Here is an 18,646-nt window from a genome sequence, read left to right on the forward strand (position 1 = left end):
GCAGACGCGCAATCGCCTAGGCAATCGCGGTTTCATGCAGGCAGCGCCACACCACCCCGCGGTCGCTGCATTCGAGCAAAGCCAGCGACCAGCGCGCCTGCGCCATGCCCTGCGAACGGTGGGTTTCCTTGTAGCGCATCGCCACATTCAACCCGACCTGCCACACCCGTTGCACATCGCTGATCGTGATCTGCAATCCTGGCCTGGTCCCGGCGGCCCCCTTGAACAATTGCTCGACCTGCGGGCGGCTCACCAGCGTGCCTGTCGTGCCGACCATGCTGAAATCATCGGCGAACACCGCCATCAGCCTACCGAGCACCGAGTGGGTCTCGGCCGCCGGGCGGGTGAAGACCATCTGGATCAGTTCGTGGACGTGGTGAATGCTGCGTTCGGCGCGGGCAATCGCGTGTTCAGGCATGGGCATGGTTCTCCTTGGGCAGTGTGTTCAGTGACAGCAGTGGCGTCAGCCCCAGCAGCGCGGCCAGGGTGAAGGTCAGGTATCACCAGGGTGGACACGCGGGCGCGCTCCAGGCCCTGGAACCGCTAGAAGGTCAGCGCTTGCCCCACCAGGATAAGCAAGCCACCGGCCATGCCCTGGAGCAGGCGCCAGGTGATCAGCGCGGCGAAGCTTGCGGCTTCGCCGCAGCCCCACACGGCCACGCTGAACCCCAGCATGGCGGCGCACAGCAGGCGCCGCGCGCCCCAGCGGCTCGCCAGCCAGGTGCTCACCGGCACGGCCAGGGTCAGCCCGAGCATGTAGGCATTGCCGACCCAGGCGCTGCTGGCGTTGCCAATGGCGAACTCGGCCGCGATCCGCGGCAACGCCACCGTCGGTATGAACAGGTTGATGCAGTCGATGAAAAAGCCCATCAGGAAGATCGTTGCCACGCGATACCGGTACGTCATTGCCACTCCTTTTCGGCGCGCAGCGTAGGTGCCGTGGACTGTCCGTGTCGATGTCGCTACCCTTGAAACTCTGTTTGATGGAAGTGAACAATGCCGCGCACGGCCCTCCACACCCAGCTCAACCGGGTGCAGACGTTTCTGGCAGTGGTCGATTTCGGCTCCTTCACCAAGGCGGCGGACTTTCTCGGCATCAGCAAAGCCATGGCCAGCCAGCACGTCAAGGCACTGGAGCAGGCCCTGGGCGTGACGCTGCTGGCGCGCAGTACCCGCGCCGTCGCCCCGACCGAAACCGGCCAGGGCTTCTACGACGATTTCAAGGTGATCATCAGCGATGTCGAAGGCGCCTTCGACAGTGTGCTGCGTCGGCACAACGGCGTATCGGGCAGGCTGCGCATCAGTACCACCGGGGAGTACGGCGAGCGCTTCATCCTGCCGCTGATCCCGTTGTTCGCCGAGCGCTACCCGGCGCTGTCGATCAGCTACGAGACCGACTCGTCGCTGAGCGACCTGATTGCCGAACGGCTCGACCTGGTGGTGCGCCTCGGCGCCTTGACCGACTCGAACCTGCGCAGCCGCAAGCTGGCCGACTACGACATCCTGCTGGTGGCCTCACCGGCGTTTCTCGCTCGCCATGCCATCTCCGAGCCCGCGGACCTTGCGGATGTGCCCTGGATCGCCAACAGCAACCTGCACAGCCCGACCAGCTGGACCTTGCACGGCGCGCGGACGGGCAGCGTGAGCGTGGTGGGCAGGGCGGCCTACCAGTCCAATGCGTCCCACGCCATCCGCGCGATGGCCTGCGCCGCGCTGGGCGTGGCGGTGCTGCCCGCCTGGCTGGTCGAGGAGGATCTGGATGCCGGCAGGTTGCGGCGGGTGCTGCCGGACTACAGCCTGCCGGCGCAGCCGATCAGCGTGGTTTACCCCTACGGCAACCATGTGCCGCACAAGACCCGGGTGTTCATCGACTTCCTGTGCGAGCACCTGGGCCGCTAAGGCTCCAGGCCGATACCGCGCAGGATGACGCCGGTGACGGTCTGCACCGCCTGCTCGAACGCCAGGTCGGACAGCGGCTCGCCGCCATTGAGCAGGTTGACCTGATAACCGAAGTCGGCGTAGTGCTGGGTCGCGGCCCAGATCATGTACAGCAGCGCCGAGGGCTCCACCGGCAGGATGCGCCGGTCCTCGACCCAGCTGCGGATCTTCGCTTGCTTGAGCTGCGCCCAGGGCACCAGAATTTCGTCCAGGCTGGCGCCGAGCAGCGGGGCGCCATGGAGCATCTCCTCGGCCCAGATCTTCGAGCCCAGCGGCCTTGAGCGCGAGTGGCCCATCTTGGCGCGGATGTAGCTGGTCAGCACCACCCGCGGGTCGTCGAAGTGCTCGAAGCACAGGGCGTCCTGCTTCCATACATCCAGCAGGTCCTGCAGCACGGCGCGGTACAGTTCGTCCTTGGTGCTGAAGTAGTAGTGCAGGTTGGAGCGCGGCAGTTGCGCCCGCTCGGCGATATCACCCATGGAGGTGGCGCCGTAGCCCTTGTCGGCGAACACCTGTTCGGCGGCTTGCAGGATCTTCTCGACGTTGCGCCGGCGGATCTCGATCTTGTGGTTGGCCATGGGCTGTCCGTGGTGACCTGAACAGGGCAAGGCTAACAGCTTTGCCGTGCCCGAGGTAAACGGCCTCACGCGATCCCTGTAGGAGCGGCCTTGTGCCGCGAAAGGGCTGCGTAGCGGCCCCAGGATTTCAGCTTCGCAGTCGAAATTGCCGGGGCCGCTGTGCGGCCCTTTCGCGGCACGAGGCCGCTCCTACAGGTGAATGCGTCAGCCCTGGGTGTTCGGCAGCAGGGTCAAGGCCTGGCGGCTTGCCTCGCGTAGATCGTGCGCAGGTACGCCGTCGCGGGCCTGCACGGAAATGCCGTGGAGGAAGGTGGCATAGAAGTGGCCGAGAGCCTCGACCTGCGTGTCGGCCGGCAACTGCCCTTGTTCGCGGGCCTGGCGCAGGCGCTCGACGATCGACTCGGTGCGCTGCCGGCGGTGCCCGGACAACCACTGCTGGACGGCCAGGTTGTCCGGCGCCACGCCGCTGGCGGCGCTGACCACCAGGCAGCCCCTGGGCTCGTCGACGCGGGTATAGGTGCTGATGGCGTCCTCGAGCATCCGCGCCAGGGCCTGATGGATATCCGGCAGGGCCAGGGCGCGGTCAGCGAAGCCACCCTCGGCTGACTCGTACAAGGCCACGGCCTCCTCGAACAGCTTCTGCTTGCTGCCGAAGGCCGCGTAGATACGCGCGGAGGCGATGCCCAGCGCGGACACTAGGGCCGACATCGAGGTGCCTTCGTAGCCGTGTTCCCAGAACAGCCGCATCGCCTTGCGCAGCGCCTGTTGCTTGTCGAATTCCCGAGGTCGCCCTGCCATCGCTCGTCTGCCTGAATACGCAAAACGCGCATTCTAGCCAATTTGCGATTGACGGACAGCGTCGTTCGATCCTATTGTTTGTCGATCAACAAACAATAGGATGACATCATGCGAACACTCAAGGGACCGAGCCTGCACCTCGCGCAGTTCAGCAGTGACAAACCGCCGTTCGACAGCCTGGACAGCATTGCCGATTGGGCCGCGGGGCTTGGCTTCAAGGGCTTGCAGGTGCCGGCCTGGGATGCCCGGCTGTTCGATCTGGAACTGGCCGCGCAGAGCAAGGGTTACTGCGATGAGATCAAGGGCCGTCTGGCCGAGCGCGGCTTGCAGGTCAGCGAGCTGACCACCCATCTGATCGGCCAGCTGGTCGCCGTGCACCCGGCCTATGACCCGATGTGCGACGCCTTTGCCCCGGCCGCGTTGGCCGGGCACCCAGCGGAGCGCACCGCCTGGGCGATCGAGCAGATGAAACTGGCGGCGCGGGCCAGCCGCAACCTGGGCCTGGACGACATGGGTACGTTCTCCGGCGCGCTGGCCTGGCCCTACCTGTTCCCGTTCCCGCAGCGCCCCCAGGGCCTGGTAGAGGCCGCTTTCGAGGAGCTGGCGCGGCGCTGGCGGCCGATCCTCGACTGCTGCGACGAGCAGGGCGTCAACCTGTGTTTCGAGATCCACCCGGCCGAGGACCTGCACGACGGCACCAGCTTCGAGCGTTTCCATGCCCTGGTGGGTGAACACCCGCGCTGCCGCATCCTCTTCGACCCCAGCCATTTCGTCCTGCAGCAACTCGACTACCTGGCCTACCTGGACCTCTACCATCCGTTGATCCGCATGTTTCACGTCAAGGACGCCGAGTTCAATCCGAGCGGCCGGCAGGGCCTGTACGGTGGCTACAGCGACTGGACCGAGCGTGCCGGGCGCTTCCGCTCGCTGGGCGATGGCCAGGTGGACTTCAAGGCGATTTTCTCCAAGCTGGCGCAATACGACTTCGCCGGCTGGGCGACCCTGGAGTGGGAGTGCTGCCTGAAGAACCAGGAGGACGGCGCCCGTGAAGGCGTCGAGTTCATCAACCGCCATATCATCCAGGTCACCGACCAGGTGTTCGACGACTTCGCCGGCGCGCCGATCGACGCCCGGCAGATCCAGCGCATGCTGGGTATCGACAAGGAGGTACGGGTATGAGCTTGTCCGTCGAGACCTTGGGCGATGCCTTCGAGCATGTCTATGTGCAGGTAGAGGGCCAGCGTCTGCACTGTGTCGTGGCCGGTGCGGGCGAGCCGGTGCTATTGGTGCCGGGCTGGCCGCAGACCTGGTACGCCTGGCGCCATGTCCTGCCGATCCTGGCTGCGCGGGGCTTTCGCGCCATCGCCATCGATCCGCCTGGGCTGGGGGATTCGGACCGTCCCGAGCAGGGCTACGACACCGGCAACGTCGCCCGTGTGCTGCATGCCGCCATGACCCGGCTGGGGCATGAGCGCTACCACCTGGTCGGTCACGACGTGGGGATGTGGGTGGCCTATGCCATGGCCAGCGACCTGCCGCAGGCGGTCCGTTCGTTGACGGTGGCCGAGGCGGTGATTCCCGGCCTGGCCGAGGCACCGCCGATCTTCGTGGCGCCGCAGGAGAACAGCTTCCTCTGGCATTTCCTGTTCAACCAGGTGCGCGACTTGCCGGAATTCCTGATCGCCGGACGCGAGGAGGGCTACCTCAACTTCATGTTCGATCGCTGGGCGGTGCGTCGGCACGCGGTGGCGGCGGATGTCTATATCCGCGCCTACGCCTCGCCGGGCGGAATGCGGGCGGGCTTCGCCTATTACCGGGCGATCCCCGAGACCATCCGGCAGAACCTCGAACGCGCCAGGACGCCGCTGCCCATGCCGGTGCTGGCGATCGGTGCCGAGCATGCCACGGGTGATGCGCCGCTGCTGACGATGCAGGGCCACGCCGACTCGGTGCGCGGCGTGATCCTGCCGGGTTGTGGGCACTTCGTCATGGAGGAAGCGCCGGTGTCGTTCAATGAGCACCTGCTGGCGTTCCTGGAGGAGGTCGAGATCAACCGCTGATCGCGGTCCTGGCCCTGGCGGCGTCGGTCACCACCTGCGGGCGGCCGGCGCGCGATACAGCCAATTTGCGCTGCTCGTACTCCTCCAGGCTCAGGCCCTGACGCTGCAACGCCTCGAGTTGCAGCTGGCGGGTTTCCTCGGCGGTATAGGGGCGCAGCTCGGGATGATTGGCACAGCCGCTCAGCACGGCGATGGCCAGGGCGGCGAGGAGGAGGCGGGCGGTAGTGTTCATCGGGGCGGTTCCGTGAGCCTGGGATTCGAGGGTGTCGAATCGATGAGCTCAGGTTATTGGCCACGTCGATGCTTTGGAAATTGCTGCGCTCGATAGTGACTATCGAAGCACACGCATACCCTGTAGGAGATCACACAGCCTCCGGGCCGCGCTGTCGTGCAGGGAACAGGGTTCCAGCGTGGGAGCGGGCTTGCCCCGCGATCACCGGCGAAGCCGGTGCCAAACGCCGCATCGCGGGGCAAGCCCGCTCCCACGCTGCCCCAGTCAAATCAAAGAATTATGTTTTGTTCCATGAGAGCGGGCTTGACCCGCGATGAGGCCAACCCAGTAAAGGCTGGTGTTCGCAGAACAAACCCGTTCCTACAGTCGGCAGGTCAGAACCGGTAATTGACACTGGCCTCAAGGGTTCGTGGCGCACCCGGGGTGATCAGGTCCACCGAACCATGGGCCGAGGCGTAGTAGTCGCGGTCGAAGGCGTTCTTCAGGCGCAAGGCCGCATCCCAGTGCTGCACGCTGTACAACAACGCGGCATCGAAGGTGGTGTAGCCGGGCATCACCACGTTGTTGTCCAGCGCGGTGTAGCGCTCGTCGACGTAGTTGGCGCCGGCGGCCACGCGCCATTCGGGGGTGAGGGTGCGCACCAGCCAGACGTTGGCGCTGTTGCGTGGTGTCAGGGTGGGCACCTGGCCTTCGTTGGCGACGCCGTTGGTCTTGCTGTTGGACTTGGTGATCTCGGCATCCAGATAGGCGTAGCCGGCATAGATCTGCCACTTGTCGCTCAACTGGCCGCTGAGGGTGGCCTCGAAGCCGTCGGTGCGTTGTTCACCGGCCAGGATGGTGAGGTTGGGATTGCTCGGGTCGGCGGTCTTCATGTTGGTGCGTTCGAGGCGGAACACCGCGGCGGTCAGCGACAGGCGACTGTCGAGCAGGTCCCACTTGGCGCCCACCTCGTAGTTGGTGGTCTCCTCGGGTTCCAGGCCGGCATTGGTCGGCGATACCGCGAACACCTCGCCTGAAGGCTGGTAGCTGCGGCTGACCGACACGTAGTAGGACTGCACCTGGTCAGGCTGGTAGACCAGGCCGGCGCGTGGGCTCCAGGTCTTGTCGGTGCGGTCGAGGTCGACGTTCTGCACCCGGGCGTCGTTGTACTCCTGGCCGAAGATGTCGTAGCGCACGCCCAGCAGCGCCTTCCACTGCGAGGTCAGTTCGATCAGGTCCTGCACGTAGAAGCCGCTGGTCTGCTGGTAGTTGGTACCTTCGGAGGACAGGTTGGCGGCGTGTTCCGGCACTGCCACCAGGGCGTCGCGGTACACCGGCACGCGGGCGACGTTGTTCTGGCTGTAGACACGCTGGTATTTGTCCTGGAAACCCACCTCCACGCCATACAGCAGGTTGTGCTGCATGCCGGCCAGTTGCGCCTGCTGCTTGAGCTCGGTCTGGTTGAACACGCCGGACTCGTCGCGGGCCACGTTGCCGCGATTGAGCTTGACCAGCAGTTCACCGTCGGGCGCGGTGACGAAGCGTGTCGGGCTGCTGTCGGCCAGGGTGTTGTTGCGGTCCAGGTCGTAGCGGTAGTAGCGGCTGGTGTTGGTCAGGATGAGCGCGTCGTTGATGCGGTAGTCCAGGCTGGCGGTAAACGAGAACACTTCGCTGCGCGCATAGTCCTGGGACGCGTTGCCCGAACCGAAACGCTTGTCGCGGCTGACGTCTACCGGACGGTTGCCCAGCGCGGGGATGCCGAAGTCGATCAGGCGCTTGTCGTACAGGTAGGTTGCGCCGAGGTTCAGTTCCAGGTCGTCGGACAGTTTGAAGTAGGCCGACGGCGCAATGGCCTTGCGATCGATGTAGCCGTCATCGCGGAAGGTGTCGCTGTCTTCGAAGGCGCCGGTGATACGATACGCCTGGTTGCCTTGCGGGTCGGCCCAGCCGCTGTCGAACTGGGTGCGGCGCTTGCCCTCGCTGTCGAAGCTCACGCCGACTTCCTGCTTGGGGGCGAAGCCGGGTTTCTTGCTGATGCTGTTGATCAGGCCGCCCGACGAACCACGGCCATAGAGCACGGCGGCCGGCCCCTTGATGACCTCGACCCGCTCGATGTTGGAGAGGTCGCGAAAGTACAGGGCGTCGTCGCGCACGCCGTCGATGTACATGTCGCCAATGGCGCTGAAACCGCGGATGGTCACCTGGTCGCGCTGGCCATCGCCGTTGGACAGGCCGACCCCGGGCACGTTCTTGAGCACGTCTTCCATGGATTGGGCGCCCTGGTCCTTGATCACGCTCTCGGGCACCACGTTGACGGTCTGCGGGATGTCACGCAGCGGGGCGTCGATCTTCAGCGCGCTCTTGCTCTCGCTGGCCTTGTAGCTCTGCTGTTCGTAGGCGCCGGTCACCGAAGTCGCCGGCAGGGCGAGCGGGTCTTTGTTTTCAGCATGAAGGGCAGGGGTGACCAGCAGGCCCAGCATCGACAGGGACACTGGGGCAACGGACTTCTTGGCCATCGAATGCGACTCATTTGTTGTTGTGAGGTCGCGAATGGTAATGGTTCGCAAATGTAAAGCAAGTGTAAAGGCGACATATTCAGAAAAATATTTTCTGTTGTCGCAGGTATCCACGTGAGTGTCGGTTCGGCGATGCGCTCAACGCGGCATGTAGCCCAGTTGCCAGGCCCGCGGAATGAACACCGTCACCAGTGCCAGCAGACAAGCCAGGCCGCAACTGGCCGCCAGCGCCTGCAAGCCGAGCCGCTGCTGCAGCCAGGCGCCGAGCGCGGCGCCCAGCAGCATGCCGCTCCAGGGCACCAACTGCACCCGCCAGCCATCGCGCCGCTCACCCAGCAACCAGCGTCCCAGGCCACGACCGAAGCGCGACAGCGCGCCGGTGACGTAGGTCAGGCCAATCGGCAGGCCGTTCACCTGCTCGACCACGGCGTTGAGCATGCCCATGGCCAGGGTGGCCGCGATCAGCGCGGGGAAGGTGATCGATACCGGCCAGGCCGCGGCGAAGGCCAGCAGGGTGGCGACGATCAGCAGCAAGGGCGCGGCGCGCCGGTTCAGGCGCCGGGCCAGCAGGACGCCCAGGGTGTTGCCCAGCACGAAACCGAGGATCGCCAGGGCCAGGCGCAGGATCAGCGCTAGGTCCGCCTGGCTGATGGCCACCGCCAGGCGCGTGGTGTTGCCACTCATGAACGAGACGAAGTCGCCCAGCGCCAGCAGGCCGATGGCATCGGTCATGCCGGCCAGCACCGACAGCCCGGCCACCAGCCCCAGGCCGACCCGCCCGCGCAGGGCCTGCAAGCGAACGCGGCGGACACTGTGCTGGGAGGCGGCGGTGGGCAGCATGGGACGGGTCTCCGGGGCAGGGGGCTCTGATCTTATACCCGGGCCATGGCCTTGCGCATGGGGATACAGGACAGTTCGAGGCCAAAGGGCGACTGGTAGGTCGATAGTGCGTCGCCGACGTAGCCGCAGCGGCGATAGAACGCGGCGGCGTTGAGGGTGGCATCCAGATGGACGGTTTCCAGGCCCTCGGCCCTGGCGATGCTTTCAAGGTGTTCGACCATCCGCCGGGCGATGCCCCGGCCCATGAACGACGGCAGCACGAACAGCGCGCCCAGCTCGCCGCTGTGCAGGTCGAGCATGCCGGTGGCGGCAATCGTAACAAGGGCGTCCGGGAAAACACTGATTGGCGCGACGCAAGGGGATTGTGCTGTTAAATCACCATGGCAGGTCGCATGCTGCGGGCTTCCCGCAAGCACAGTGTCGAGGCAGGCAATGGCAATGGATACGCCCGTGGTAATGGTCAATGGCCTGATCGGCTGCCTGGATCACCCGACGTTTCAGCGCACCCTGCGACCCAGGAAGGTGTTTGCCCCGGACCTGCTCGGCTACGGCAGCCTGGACGACACGCCGTCGACGCTGGTCGACATCGACGCCCAGGTCGAACACCTGCGGCGGATCCTGCTGGCGCGCAACCTGCCCTATGTGCACCTGCTCGGCCACTCCGTGGGCGGGGTGGTGGCGATGCTGTTTGCCCGGCGCTATCCGGCCAGTGTGGCGAGCGTGATCAGTGTCGAGGGCAATTTCACCTTGAAGGATGCGTTCTGGTCGGCGTCGGTGGCGCGTATGGTCCCAAACGAGGCCGAGGCATTGCTGCAAGGTTATCGTGACGATGCCTCTGCCTGGCTGGCGCGCTCCGGCATCATGGCCGATCCTGGGCGCCTGGTCCTGGCGGACCAGTGGCTGGCCCACCAAGGCGCGGGCACGCTGCAGGCCATGGCGCGCTCGGTGGTCGCGGTGACCGGCGTACCAGGCTACCTGACGGAGCTGCGCACGTTGTTCGCCACGAAACCGGTGCATCTGGTCGCCGGCGAACATTCGCGGGCTGGCTGGGATGTACCGGGCTGGGCCGAGGAGCAGGCGGCCAGTTTTACCGTGCTGCCGCGTGTGGGGCACCTGATGATGCTCGAAGACCCGCAAGGCTTCGCCAACGCCATCGCCCGCCTGCTCGACTGACCGGGCTCAGAACGATCCTGTCTGCACCTCGCCGCTGCGCACGTAATGGGCCAGCAGCACCCCGTTGGGCGTGCTGCTCGATTCCACCAGCTTGAAGGCTGCGGCCCGTGCATCGTCACCGAACAGGCGCTTGCCGCGCCCCAGCAGCAGGGGATGGATCAGCAGGCGCAGCTCGTCCACCAGCCCGGCCGCCAGCAGCTGGCGTACCAGTTCACCGCTGCCCTGGGTCAGCAGCGCCGGGCCCTCCTGTTGCTTGAGCGCGCGCACCGCGCCTGTCACATCGGCGCCCAACGGGTGGCTGTTTTGCCAGTCGATGGATTCGGGGCGGTGGGTGGCGACATGCTTGGCCACGCCATTGAACAAGTCGGCCAACGGACGATCCGGCGCCTCGGGCCCGACTTCTGGCCAGAACCCGGCGAAGATGTCGTAGGTGCGCCGCCCCAGCAGCAGTTCGAACGGTTGGCTGAACAAGGTCTGCATGGCCTGGCCGAAGGCCTCGTCGGCCAACGGCGGGATCCAGCCGCCACGGGTGAAGCCGCCGCTGGTGTCCTCCTGCGGACCGCCGGGGGCCTGCATGACGCCGTCGAGGGTGATGAAGGCGGCGACGATGAGCTTGCGCATGGGATGAATCTCCTCGGGTGGGTGTGCTGGGTAGTCGAACGGGGTTGGCGAGAATCGACAGCAGTGCTGAACGATAGTCAGGGTTCGACGGGTCGGTGCACGGGAGGAGAGAAAGCAGGGGCGGGGTACGCGCTCGTCTGCAGGAGCGGCTTCAGCCGCGAGGCCGGCAGCGGGCCGTGTTGTCCTGGCAGGCAATAAAAAACCCGCCACAAGTGGCGGGTTTTTTTGCAGCTATCCGAAAATTACTCCGGACGAACCTGCGCAGCCTGCATGCCCTTCTGGCCTTTTTCGGCGACGAAGGAAACAGTTTGGCCTTCTTTCAGGCTTTTGAAACCGTCGGTTTCGATAGCCTTGAAGTGTACGAACAGGTCGTCGCCGCCGCCTTGAGGAGTGATGAAGCCGAAGCCTTTCTCATCGTTGAACCACTTGACGGTGCCGGTTTGGCGATTGGACATGGGGTGAATCTCCAGAAACATGATTTTTTATCGGGGTGCGATGTCGCCGTGGCTTCAGTAGCACCGACGACACTATAGTCCATTTCTGCGTATCTAGCGCCTTTTACCTTCGCAGGATGTTGATCCAGCGCAAAAGATGCGTGCAATGGCCCGCTATCCCTGGTTATTTCGGCTTGCAGGTGGCCTGAACCACCTGCTGGGCCTTCTGCATCAGTTTGGCGTCAACGCCGTCCTGGCTGTCGAGGTCCTCGATCTCCTTGTCGTTGAAATTCTTCTTGATGGCTTGGGCGCCACACTCGCAGTGTTTCTTCGCCGTCGCCGCGTCCACGCCCTGGCCGCTCGCCACCTGTTGGCACTGGGTCATGTAGTGCGCTTCCTTACCGGCGGGGAAATTGCCTGCGTTGGCAGCCAGCGGCAGCAGCAGGGCGCTTGCGGCGCAGGCAGCCAGAAGGGACTGAAGTCGCATAACCGAACACTCCTTGGGTAAAGGTCTCATCAAGAGTAGGTTGCTTCAGAAGGTCTGATAGGAAATTTTCCGTACAAGTTCACCCCGGCAACGTAATTTCCAAATATTTCTGCGACCCGGTGCAACCCGCGTGCTAGCATGCTCGGCTTGCGGCTCGCCACTGGCAGCCTGCAACTTTTACCTTCCAGTCACTCTGGTTCGACCCTGGCAGGCCGAAAGGTCTCTGCCACTGTGAGGCAGGCTTTCCCGCGGGAAAGGCAGGGCGGATCTTGTACTGGCTCATCCCAACCCACGTGACCTTTGGTAGGGGTCACCACTAGGAGAGGAGGCGCCATGCCCGTTATTACTCTTCCCGATGGCAGTCAACGCACGTTCGACCAGCCGGTATCCGTAGCCGAAGTCGCCGCATCCATTGGTGCGGGCCTGGCCAAGGCCACCCTGGCCGGCAAGGTCGACGGCAAGCTCGTCGATGCCTGCGACAAGATCGACCACGACGCCACTCTGCAGATCATCACCCCTAAAGATGAAGAGGGACTGGAGATCATCCGTCACTCGTGCGCCCACCTGATCGGCCACGCGGTGAAGCAGCTGTACCCGACCGCCCGCATGGTGATCGGCCCGGTGATCGACGAAGGCTTCTATTACGACATCGCCTACGAGCGTCCTTTCACCCCGGACGACCTCGCCGCCATCGAAAAGCGCATGCAGCAGCTGATCGACACGGATTACGACGTGGTCAAGAAGATGACCCCGCGCGCCGAAGTCATCGACGTGTTCACTCAGCGTGGCGAAGACTACAAGCTGCGCCTGGTCGAGGACATGCCGGATGAACAGGCCATGGGCCTGTACTACCACGAAGAATACGTCGACATGTGCCGTGGCCCGCACGTGCCGAATACTCGTTTCCTCAAGGCATTCAAGCTGACCAAGCTGAGCGGCGCCTACTGGCGCGGCGATGCCAAGAACGAGCAGCTGCAACGCGTGTACGGCACCGCCTGGGCCGACAAGAAGCAGCTGGCCGCCTACATCCAGCGCATCGAAGAAGCCGAAAAGCGCGACCACCGCAAGATCGGCAAGCAGCTCGACCTGTTCCACCTGCAGGAAGAAGCCCCGGGCATGGTGTTCTGGCACGCCAACGGCTGGACCGTGTACCAGGTGCTCGAGCAGTACATGCGCCAGGTCCAGCGTGAAAACGGCTACCAGGAAATCAAGACCCCGCAGGTCGTCGACCGCATTCTCTGGGAGCGTTCCGGCCACTGGTCCAACTACGCTGAGAACATGTTCACCACTTCGTCGGAAAACCGCGACTACGCGGTAAAACCGATGAACTGCCCGTGCCACGTGCAGGTGTTCAACCAGGGCCTCAAATCCTACCGCGACCTGCCGCTGCGCCTGGCCGAGTTCGGTGCCTGCCACCGCAACGAGCCGTCCGGTGCCCTGCACGGCATCATGCGCGTGCGTGGCTTCGTGCAAGACGACGCGCACATCTTCTGCACCGAAGACCAGGTGAAGAAAGAAGCCGCCGACTTCATCAAGCTGACCCTGGATGTGTACAAGGACTTCGGTTTCACCGACGTCGCCATGAAGCTCTCGACCCGCCCGGCCAAGCGCGTGGGCTCCGAAGAGCTGTGGGACCGCGCCGAAGGCGCGCTGGCCGACGCCCTGAACGAATCGGGCCTGGAGTGGGAATACCAGCCGGGCGAGGGCGCGTTCTACGGTCCGAAGATCGAGTTCACCCTGCGCGACTGCCTCGGCCGTAACTGGCAGTGCGGCACCCTGCAGTACGACCCGAACCTGCCCGAGCGCCTGGACGCCAGCTACATCGCCGAAGACAACAGCCGCGTGCGCCCGGTGATGCTGCACCGCGCCATCCTCGGTTCGTTCGAGCGCTTCATCGGCATGCTCATCGAGCACTACGCCGGCGTGTTCCCGGCCTGGCTCGCCCCGACCCAAGCCGTGATCATGAACATCACCGACAAGCAGGCCGATTTCGCCCTCGAGGTGGAAAAAGCCCTGAACGGTAGCGGATTCCGTGCCAAGTCGGACTTGAGAAATGAGAAGATCGGCTTTAAAATCCGCGAGCATACGTTGCTGCGGGTCCCTTATCTTTTGGTTATAGGGGATCGCGAAGTCGAAACGCAAACCGTCGCTGTGCGCACCCGCGAAGGCGCTGACCTGGGCTCGATGCCCGTCGCGCAGTTCGCTGAGCTGCTGTCGCAAGCGGTTTCCCGGCGTGGTCGCCAAGAATCGGAGTAATGACTATTAAGCGTGAAATGAGAAACGATAAACGAACTGCACCGAAAGCCCCGATCAACGAGAATATCTCGGCACGCGAGGTTCGGTTAATTGGTGCTGACGGCGAGCAGATTGGCATCGTCTCGATTGATGAAGCGCTGCGTATCGCTGATGAAGCGAAGCTGGATCTGGTGGAAATCTCTGCAGACGCGGTACCGCCCGTCTGCAAGGTGATGGACTACGGCAAGCACCTCTTCGAGAAGAAGAAGCAGGCCAACGAAGCCAAGAAGAACCAGAAGCAGATCCAGATCAAAGAAATCAAGTTTCGTCCAGGGACGGAAGAAGGGGATTACCAGGTAAAACTACGCAACCTGGTACGTTTCCTTAGCGATGGGGACAAGGCCAAGATCTCTCTGAGATTCCGCGGCCGTGAGATGGCCCACCAGGAGCTGGGCATGGAGCTGTTGAAGCGGGTCGAAACCGACCTCGCCGAATATGGCACCGTTGAGCAGCATCCGAAGATGGAAGGACGCCAGCTTATGATGGTCATCGCCCCCAAAAAGAAGAAGTAATCTCCCGGGCACGGCAGGCCTGATGATTATTGTGTAATTTTTATTCGAATGCGGAGTTCCAACATGCCAAAGATGAAAACCAAGAGCGGTGCTGCGAAGCGCTTCCTGAAGACGGCTTCCGGCTTCAAGCACAAGCACGCTTTCAAGAGCCACATCCTGACCAAAATGTCGACCAAGCGTAAGCGTCAACTGCGCGGTGCCAGCCTGCTGCACCCGTCTGACGTGGCAAAAGTCGAGCGCATGCTGCGCGTTCGTTAATTCTGGTTAAGATAGAGGAAGTTACTCATGGCTCGTGTTAAGCGCGGCGTTATCGCTCGTAAGCGTCACAAAAAAATTCTGAAACTGGCTAAAGGTTACTACGGTGCACGTTCGCGCGTATTCCGTGTAGCCAAGCAAGCGGTCATCAAGGCAGGCCAATACGCCTACCGCGACCGTCGTCAGAAGAAGCGTCAGTTCCGCGCACTGTGGATCGCTCGTATCAACGCCGGTGCTCGCACCAACGGCCTGTCCTACAGCCGTCTGATTGCTGGCCTGAAAAAGGCGTCGATCGAAATCGACCGTAAGGTTCTGGCCGATCTGGCAGTGAACGAAAAAGCGGCGTTTGCTGCGATTGTCGAGAAGGCTAAAGCCGTACTGGCTTAAGTACCCACGACAATCATCCGGCGGCGCCTGCGCCGTCGGGTGTAAAACGTCATCGGATAGGGGAAGAGCCTTCAAAAGCTCTTCCCCTATTTTCGTATCTGGAGTCTGTACATGGAAAACCTGGACGCGCTGGTCGCCCAAGCCCTCGAGGCCGTGGAACGCGCTGAAGACATCACTACCCTGGAACAGATCCGGGTTCAATTCCTCGGCAAGAAAGGCGAGCTGACCCAGGTGATGAAGACCCTGGGCAACCTGCCAGCCGAAGAGCGCCCCAAGGTTGGCGCGCTGATCAACGACGCCAAGGAACGCGTCACCGACGTGCTCAACGCACGCAAGGCCGGTTTTGAAGAGGCTGAGCTCAACGCTCGCCTGGCCGCCGAATGCATCGACGTGACCCTGCCAGGCCGTGGCCAGACCACCGGCGGGCTGCACCCGATCACCCGTACTCTCGAGCGCATCGAGCAGTTCTTCACCCACATCGGCTACGGCATCGCCGAAGGCCCCGAGGTCGAAGACGACTACCACAACTTCGAAGCGCTCAACATCCCCGGCCACCACCCGGCCCGGGCGATGCATGACACCTTCTATTTCAACGCCAACATGCTGCTGCGCACCCACACCTCGCCGGTACAGGTCCGCACCATGGAAAGCACCCAGCCGCCGATCCGCATCGTCTGCCCAGGCCGTGTGTACCGTTGCGACTCGGATATCACCCACTCGCCGATGTTCCACCAGGTCGAAGGCCTGCTGATCGACCGCGGCATCAACTTCGCCGACCTCAAGGGCACCATCGAAGAGTTCCTGCGGGTGTTCTTCGAGAAAGAACTGGCCGTGCGCTTCCGCCCGTCGTTCTTCCCCTTCACCGAGCCGTCCGCCGAAGTCGACATCCAGTGCGTGATGTGTTCCGGCAAGGGCTGCCGCGTGTGCAAGCAGACCGGCTGGCTGGAAGTGATGGGCTGCGGCATGGTCCACCCGAACGTGCTGCGCATGTCCGGCATCGACCCGGAAGAGTTCCAGGGCTTCGCCTTCGGCATGGGCGCCGAGCGCCTGGCCATGCTGCGCTATGGCGTCAACGATTTGCGTCTGTTCTTCGACAACGACCTGCGGTTCTTGGCTCAATTCCGCTAGGCCCAATCGACGCAACTTTCAGGAGAACAGCATGAAATTCAGTGAACAGTGGCTGCGCGGTTGGGTAAACCCGCAAGTCTCCCGTGACGAACTGGTTGCCCGCCTGTCCATGGCCGGCCTCGAAGTCGACAGCGTGACCCCCGCTGCCGGCCAGTTCAGCGGCATCGTGGTGGGCGAGATCCTCACCACCGAACAACACCCGGACGCCGACAAGCTGCGCGTGTGCCAGGTGAGCAACGGCGCAGAGACCTTCCAGGTGGTCTGCGGCGCCCCGAATGCCCGCCCAGGCATCAAGATCCCGTTCGCCATGATCGGCGCCGAACTGCCGGGCGACTTCAAGATCAAGAAAGCCAAGCTGCGCGGCGTCGAGTCGTTCGGCATGCTCTGCTCGGCTTCCGAGCTGCAGATCAGCGAAGAGAACGACGGCCTGCTGGAACTGGCGGCTGACGCCCCGGTTGGCGAAGACATTCGCAAGTACCTGAACCTCGACGACGCCAGCATCGAGATCGGCCTGACCCCGAACCGCGGCGACTGCCTGTCCCTGGCCGGCCTGGCCCGTGACGTCAGCGCCCTGTACGACGTGCCGGTCACCCGCCCAGTCGTGCCGGCCGTACCGGCCGCCCACGACGAAGTGCGCCCGGTCGAAGTCAGCGCCCCGGCCGCTTGCCCACGCTACCTGGGCCGCGTGATCCGCAACGTCGACCTGAGCAAGCCGACCCCGCTGTGGATGGTCGAGCGCCTGCGCCGCAGCGACGTGCGCAGCATCGACGCCGCCGTCGACATCACCAACTACGTGATGCTCGAGCTCGGCCAGCCGATGCACGCCTTCGACCTCGCCGAAATCAACGGTGGCATCCGCGTACGCATGGCCGAAGAGGGCGAGAAGCTCGTCCTGCTGGACGGCCAGGAAGTTGCCCTGCGCGCCGACACCCTGGTGATCGCCGACCACACCCGCGCCCTGGCCATTGCCGGCGTGATGGGTGGCGAGCACAGCGGCGTCAACACCGAGAAGACCCGCGACCTGTTCCTCGAGAGCGCCTTCTTCGAGCCGATTTCCGTTGCCGGCAAGGCCCGTTCCTACGGCCTGCACACCGACGCCTCGCACCGCTACGAGCGCGGCGTGGACTCGCAACTGGCCCGTGAAGCCATGGAGCGCGCCACCGCCCTGATCCTCGAGATCGTCGGCGGCGAAGCAGGCCCCGTAGTCGAGACCGTGAGCGAGCAGCACCTGCCGAACATCGCGCCGATCACCCTGCGCGCCGAACGCATCACCCAGATGCTCGGCATGGAGATGGACGCCGCCCAGGTCGAACAACTGCTCAACGCCCTGGAGCTGAACACCAGCGCAAACGGGGCAGGGCAGTGGACGGTCACCGTCCCAAGCCACCGCTTCGACGTCAGCCTGGAAGTCGACCTGATCGAAGAGCTGGCCCGCCTGTACGGCTACAACAACCTGCCGGTCCGCTACCCGCAGGCCCGCCTGGCCCCGCAAGCCCGCCCGGAAACCCGAGGCGAGCTGCCGAACCTGCGTCGTCTGCTCGTCGCCCGCGGCTACCAGGAAGCCATCACCTACAGCTTCATCGACCCGAAACTGTTCGAGCTGTTCACCCCAGGCGTCGAGCCGCTGCTGCTGGCCAACCCCATCTCCAGCGACATGGCCGCCATGCGCGCCTCGCTGTGGCCGGGCCTGGTCAAGGCGATGCAGCACAACCTCAACCGCCAGCAAGACCGCGTGCGCCTGTTCGAAAGCGGCCTGCGCTTCGTCGGCCAGCTCGGTGACCTCAAGCAGCAGCCGATGATCGCCGGCGTCGTCACCGGCAGCCGCCAGCCCGAAGGCTGGGCAAACGGTCGCGACGGCATCGACTTCTTCGACGTCAAAGCCGACGTGGAAGCCCTGCTGGGCTACTCCGGCGCCCTGAGCGACTTCACTTTCGTCGCCGGCAAGCACCCAGCCCTGCACCCAGGCCAGACCGCCCGCATCGAGCGCGACGGCAAGGAAGTCGGCTACCTCGGCGCCATCCACCCGGAACTGGCCAAGATCCTCGGCCTCGACCGTCCGGTGTTCGTCTTCGAGCTGGTGCTCGGTGATGTCGTGGAAGGCCGCCTGCCGAAGTTCAGCGAGCTGTCCAAGTTCCCGGAAACCCGCCGTGACCTGGCTTTGATCGCCGGTCGTGATGTAGCTTCGAGCTCGGTGCTTGAAGTAATTCGTGACAATGCAGGCGAATGGCTCACAGACCTCAGGCTGTTTGACGTCTACCAGGGTAAAGGCATTGATCCTGATAGAAAAAGCCTGGCCGTCGGCTTGACCTGGCAACATCCATCGCGCACTCTTAACGACGATGAGGTGAATGAAACCCTGCAAACCATCCTCACCTCGCTTGAACAAAGGTTGAACACCACGTTAAGGAAATAA

General features: G+C 63.8%; 21 protein-coding genes. 10 read left to right on the plus strand and 11 right to left on the minus strand.

From position 1 onward, the window contains the following. Positions 1–16: 16 nt before the first annotated feature. Together VUG52_RS10345 and VUG52_RS10350 are read right to left on the minus strand one after the other, a co-directional pair. A complete protein-coding gene (locus VUG52_RS10345) occupies positions 17–418 on the minus strand; it encodes a DUF4440 domain-containing protein (protein ID WP_331832824.1) in 402 nt (133 codons plus the stop codon). A 125-nt stretch (positions 419–543) separates the two neighbouring features. Then, complete coding sequence (locus VUG52_RS10350; protein ID WP_331832825.1) at positions 544–906, minus strand: MFS transporter; 363 nt, start codon at positions 904–906, stop codon at positions 544–546. Positions 907–996: 90 nt separating this feature from the next. Here VUG52_RS10350 and VUG52_RS10355 point away from each other — a divergent pair, with 90 nt between their 5' ends. Further along, a complete protein-coding gene (locus VUG52_RS10355; protein ID WP_331832826.1) occupies positions 997–1,899 on the plus strand; it encodes a LysR family transcriptional regulator in 903 nt (300 codons plus the stop codon). Here VUG52_RS10355 and VUG52_RS10360 read toward each other — a convergent pair. After that, a complete protein-coding gene (locus tag VUG52_RS10360) occupies positions 1,896–2,516 on the minus strand; it encodes a TetR/AcrR family transcriptional regulator (RefSeq protein ID WP_186715114.1) in 621 nt (206 codons plus the stop codon). The genes VUG52_RS10355 and VUG52_RS10360 overlap by 4 nt on opposite strands. A 204-nt stretch (positions 2,517–2,720) precedes the next feature. After that, positions 2,721–3,314 carry a TetR/AcrR family transcriptional regulator gene (locus VUG52_RS10365; protein WP_050706408.1) on the minus strand — a complete coding sequence of 198 codons (594 nt, stop codon included), beginning with the start codon at positions 3,312–3,314 and terminating at the stop codon, positions 2,721–2,723. A gap of 108 nt (positions 3,315–3,422) precedes the next feature. Between VUG52_RS10365 and VUG52_RS10370 the strand changes: the two genes are divergently transcribed. Continuing rightward, entirely contained in the window at positions 3,423–4,493 is a 1,071-nt protein-coding gene (locus VUG52_RS10370; protein WP_050706409.1) for a sugar phosphate isomerase/epimerase family protein, read from the plus strand. Beyond that, complete coding sequence (locus VUG52_RS10375; protein ID WP_262952332.1) at positions 4,490–5,374, plus strand: alpha/beta fold hydrolase; 885 nt, start codon at positions 4,490–4,492, stop codon at positions 5,372–5,374. Before VUG52_RS10370 ends, VUG52_RS10375 begins: the two co-directional genes overlap by 4 nt. Here VUG52_RS10375 and VUG52_RS10380 read toward each other — a convergent pair. The 4 genes from VUG52_RS10380 to VUG52_RS10395 form a co-directional block, all read right to left on the minus strand. Next, positions 5,364–5,606: a hypothetical protein gene (locus VUG52_RS10380; RefSeq protein ID WP_050706411.1), complete on the minus strand. Its 243-nt coding sequence runs from the start codon at positions 5,604–5,606 to the stop codon at positions 5,364–5,366. The genes VUG52_RS10375 and VUG52_RS10380 overlap by 11 nt on opposite strands. Before the next feature lie 374 nt (positions 5,607–5,980). Then, entirely contained in the window at positions 5,981–8,101 is a 2,121-nt protein-coding gene (locus VUG52_RS10385) for a TonB-dependent receptor (protein ID WP_262974445.1), read from the minus strand. A gap of 138 nt (positions 8,102–8,239) precedes the next feature. After that, positions 8,240–8,941, minus strand: coding sequence for a YoaK family protein (locus VUG52_RS10390; RefSeq protein ID WP_331832830.1), 702 nt, complete (start codon positions 8,939–8,941; stop codon positions 8,240–8,242). A 32-nt stretch (positions 8,942–8,973) separates the two neighbouring features. After that, entirely contained in the window at positions 8,974–9,240 is a 267-nt protein-coding gene (locus VUG52_RS10395) for a GNAT family N-acetyltransferase (RefSeq protein WP_262952255.1), read from the minus strand. 139 nt (positions 9,241–9,379) lie between these two features. Between VUG52_RS10395 and VUG52_RS10400 the strand changes: the two genes are divergently transcribed. Next, complete coding sequence (locus VUG52_RS10400; RefSeq protein WP_220690009.1) at positions 9,380–10,114, plus strand: alpha/beta fold hydrolase; 735 nt, start codon at positions 9,380–9,382, stop codon at positions 10,112–10,114. Between the two features lie 6 nt (positions 10,115–10,120). Here the strand turns inward: VUG52_RS10400 and VUG52_RS10405 are convergent, their stop codons facing one another. The 3 genes from VUG52_RS10405 to VUG52_RS10415 all read right to left on the minus strand — a co-directional run bounded on the left by VUG52_RS10405 (position 10,121) and on the right by VUG52_RS10415 (position 11,656). Further along, positions 10,121–10,735: a dihydrofolate reductase family protein gene (locus VUG52_RS10405; RefSeq protein WP_050706414.1), complete on the minus strand. Its 615-nt coding sequence runs from the start codon at positions 10,733–10,735 to the stop codon at positions 10,121–10,123. Positions 10,736–10,977: 242 nt separating this feature from the next. After that, positions 10,978–11,190 carry a cold-shock protein gene (locus VUG52_RS10410; protein ID WP_007956027.1) on the minus strand — a complete coding sequence of 71 codons (213 nt, stop codon included), beginning with the start codon at positions 11,188–11,190 and terminating at the stop codon, positions 10,978–10,980. A 163-nt stretch (positions 11,191–11,353) separates the two neighbouring features. Continuing rightward, positions 11,354–11,656, minus strand: coding sequence for a hypothetical protein (locus VUG52_RS10415; RefSeq protein ID WP_050706418.1), 303 nt, complete (start codon positions 11,654–11,656; stop codon positions 11,354–11,356). 333 nt (positions 11,657–11,989) lie between these two features. Here VUG52_RS10415 and thrS point away from each other — a divergent pair, with 333 nt between their 5' ends. The 6 genes from thrS to pheT all read left to right on the plus strand — a co-directional run bounded on the left by thrS (position 11,990) and on the right by pheT (position 18,646). Next, positions 11,990–13,912: a threonine--tRNA ligase gene (thrS, locus tag VUG52_RS10420; RefSeq protein ID WP_028691465.1), complete on the plus strand. Its 1,923-nt coding sequence runs from the start codon at positions 11,990–11,992 to the stop codon at positions 13,910–13,912. Beyond that, positions 13,912–14,463 carry a translation initiation factor IF-3 gene (infC, locus tag VUG52_RS10425; RefSeq protein ID WP_172402370.1) on the plus strand — a complete coding sequence of 184 codons (552 nt, stop codon included), beginning with the start codon at positions 13,912–13,914 and terminating at the stop codon, positions 14,461–14,463. The genes thrS and infC overlap by 1 nt, the downstream gene beginning before the upstream one ends. A gap of 63 nt (positions 14,464–14,526) precedes the next feature. Next, the gene (rpmI, locus tag VUG52_RS10430; RefSeq protein ID WP_003250667.1) at positions 14,527–14,721 is read left to right on the plus strand and encodes a 50S ribosomal protein L35; all 195 of its coding nucleotides are present in this window, start codon (positions 14,527–14,529) and stop codon (positions 14,719–14,721) included. A 27-nt stretch (positions 14,722–14,748) separates the two neighbouring features. Further along, positions 14,749–15,105 (plus strand): 50S ribosomal protein L20, encoded by a 357-nt coding sequence (rplT, locus tag VUG52_RS10435; protein ID WP_003250671.1) that lies wholly within the window; start codon positions 14,749–14,751, stop codon positions 15,103–15,105. A gap of 111 nt (positions 15,106–15,216) precedes the next feature. Beyond that, positions 15,217–16,233, plus strand: a complete 1,017-nt coding sequence (gene pheS, locus VUG52_RS10440; RefSeq protein WP_028691467.1) for a phenylalanine--tRNA ligase subunit alpha — start codon at positions 15,217–15,219, stop codon at positions 16,231–16,233. 31 nt (positions 16,234–16,264) lie between these two features. Continuing rightward, positions 16,265–18,646, plus strand: coding sequence for a phenylalanine--tRNA ligase subunit beta (gene pheT, locus VUG52_RS10445; protein ID WP_331832888.1), 2,382 nt, complete (start codon positions 16,265–16,267; stop codon positions 18,644–18,646).

This window comes from Pseudomonas sp. LH21 (assembly GCF_036549575.1).
GTDB classification, from domain to species: domain Bacteria; phylum Pseudomonadota; class Gammaproteobacteria; order Pseudomonadales; family Pseudomonadaceae; genus Aquipseudomonas; species Aquipseudomonas peradeniyensis.

Bases quoted from the DNA above. Each gene is read 5' to 3' on its own strand.
- VUG52_RS10345 (WP_331832824.1), bottom strand. From the start codon at position 418: ATGCCTGAACACGCGATTGCCCGCGCCGAACGCAGCATTCACCACGTC.
- VUG52_RS10350 (WP_331832825.1), bottom strand. From the start codon at position 906: ATGACGTACCGGTATCGCGTGGCAACGATCTTCCTGATGGGCTTTTTC.
- VUG52_RS10355 (WP_331832826.1), top strand. From the start codon at position 997: ATGCCGCGCACGGCCCTCCACACCCAGCTCAACCGGGTGCAGACGTTT.
- VUG52_RS10360 (WP_186715114.1), bottom strand. From the start codon at position 2,516: ATGGCCAACCACAAGATCGAGATCCGCCGGCGCAACGTCGAGAAGATC.
- VUG52_RS10365 (WP_050706408.1), bottom strand. From the start codon at position 3,314: ATGGCAGGGCGACCTCGGGAATTCGACAAGCAACAGGCGCTGCGCAAG.
- VUG52_RS10370 (WP_050706409.1), top strand. From the start codon at position 3,423: ATGCGAACACTCAAGGGACCGAGCCTGCACCTCGCGCAGTTCAGCAGT.
- VUG52_RS10375 (WP_262952332.1), top strand. From the start codon at position 4,490: ATGAGCTTGTCCGTCGAGACCTTGGGCGATGCCTTCGAGCATGTCTAT.
- VUG52_RS10380 (WP_050706411.1), bottom strand. From the start codon at position 5,606: ATGAACACTACCGCCCGCCTCCTCCTCGCCGCCCTGGCCATCGCCGTG.
- VUG52_RS10385 (WP_262974445.1), bottom strand. From the start codon at position 8,101: ATGGCCAAGAAGTCCGTTGCCCCAGTGTCCCTGTCGATGCTGGGCCTG.
- VUG52_RS10390 (WP_331832830.1), bottom strand. From the start codon at position 8,941: ATGCTGCCCACCGCCGCCTCCCAGCACAGTGTCCGCCGCGTTCGCTTG.
- VUG52_RS10395 (WP_262952255.1), bottom strand. From the start codon at position 9,240: ATGCTCGACCTGCACAGCGGCGAGCTGGGCGCGCTGTTCGTGCTGCCG.
- VUG52_RS10400 (WP_220690009.1), top strand. From the start codon at position 9,380: ATGGATACGCCCGTGGTAATGGTCAATGGCCTGATCGGCTGCCTGGAT.
- VUG52_RS10405 (WP_050706414.1), bottom strand. From the start codon at position 10,735: ATGCGCAAGCTCATCGTCGCCGCCTTCATCACCCTCGACGGCGTCATG.
- VUG52_RS10410 (WP_007956027.1), bottom strand. From the start codon at position 11,190: ATGTCCAATCGCCAAACCGGCACCGTCAAGTGGTTCAACGATGAGAAA.
- VUG52_RS10415 (WP_050706418.1), bottom strand. From the start codon at position 11,656: ATGCGACTTCAGTCCCTTCTGGCTGCCTGCGCCGCAAGCGCCCTGCTG.
- thrS (WP_028691465.1), top strand. From the start codon at position 11,990: ATGCCCGTTATTACTCTTCCCGATGGCAGTCAACGCACGTTCGACCAG.
- infC (WP_172402370.1), top strand. From the start codon at position 13,912: ATGACTATTAAGCGTGAAATGAGAAACGATAAACGAACTGCACCGAAA.
- rpmI (WP_003250667.1), top strand. From the start codon at position 14,527: ATGCCAAAGATGAAAACCAAGAGCGGTGCTGCGAAGCGCTTCCTGAAG.
- rplT (WP_003250671.1), top strand. From the start codon at position 14,749: ATGGCTCGTGTTAAGCGCGGCGTTATCGCTCGTAAGCGTCACAAAAAA.
- pheS (WP_028691467.1), top strand. From the start codon at position 15,217: ATGGAAAACCTGGACGCGCTGGTCGCCCAAGCCCTCGAGGCCGTGGAA.
- pheT (WP_331832888.1), top strand. From the start codon at position 16,265: ATGAAATTCAGTGAACAGTGGCTGCGCGGTTGGGTAAACCCGCAAGTC.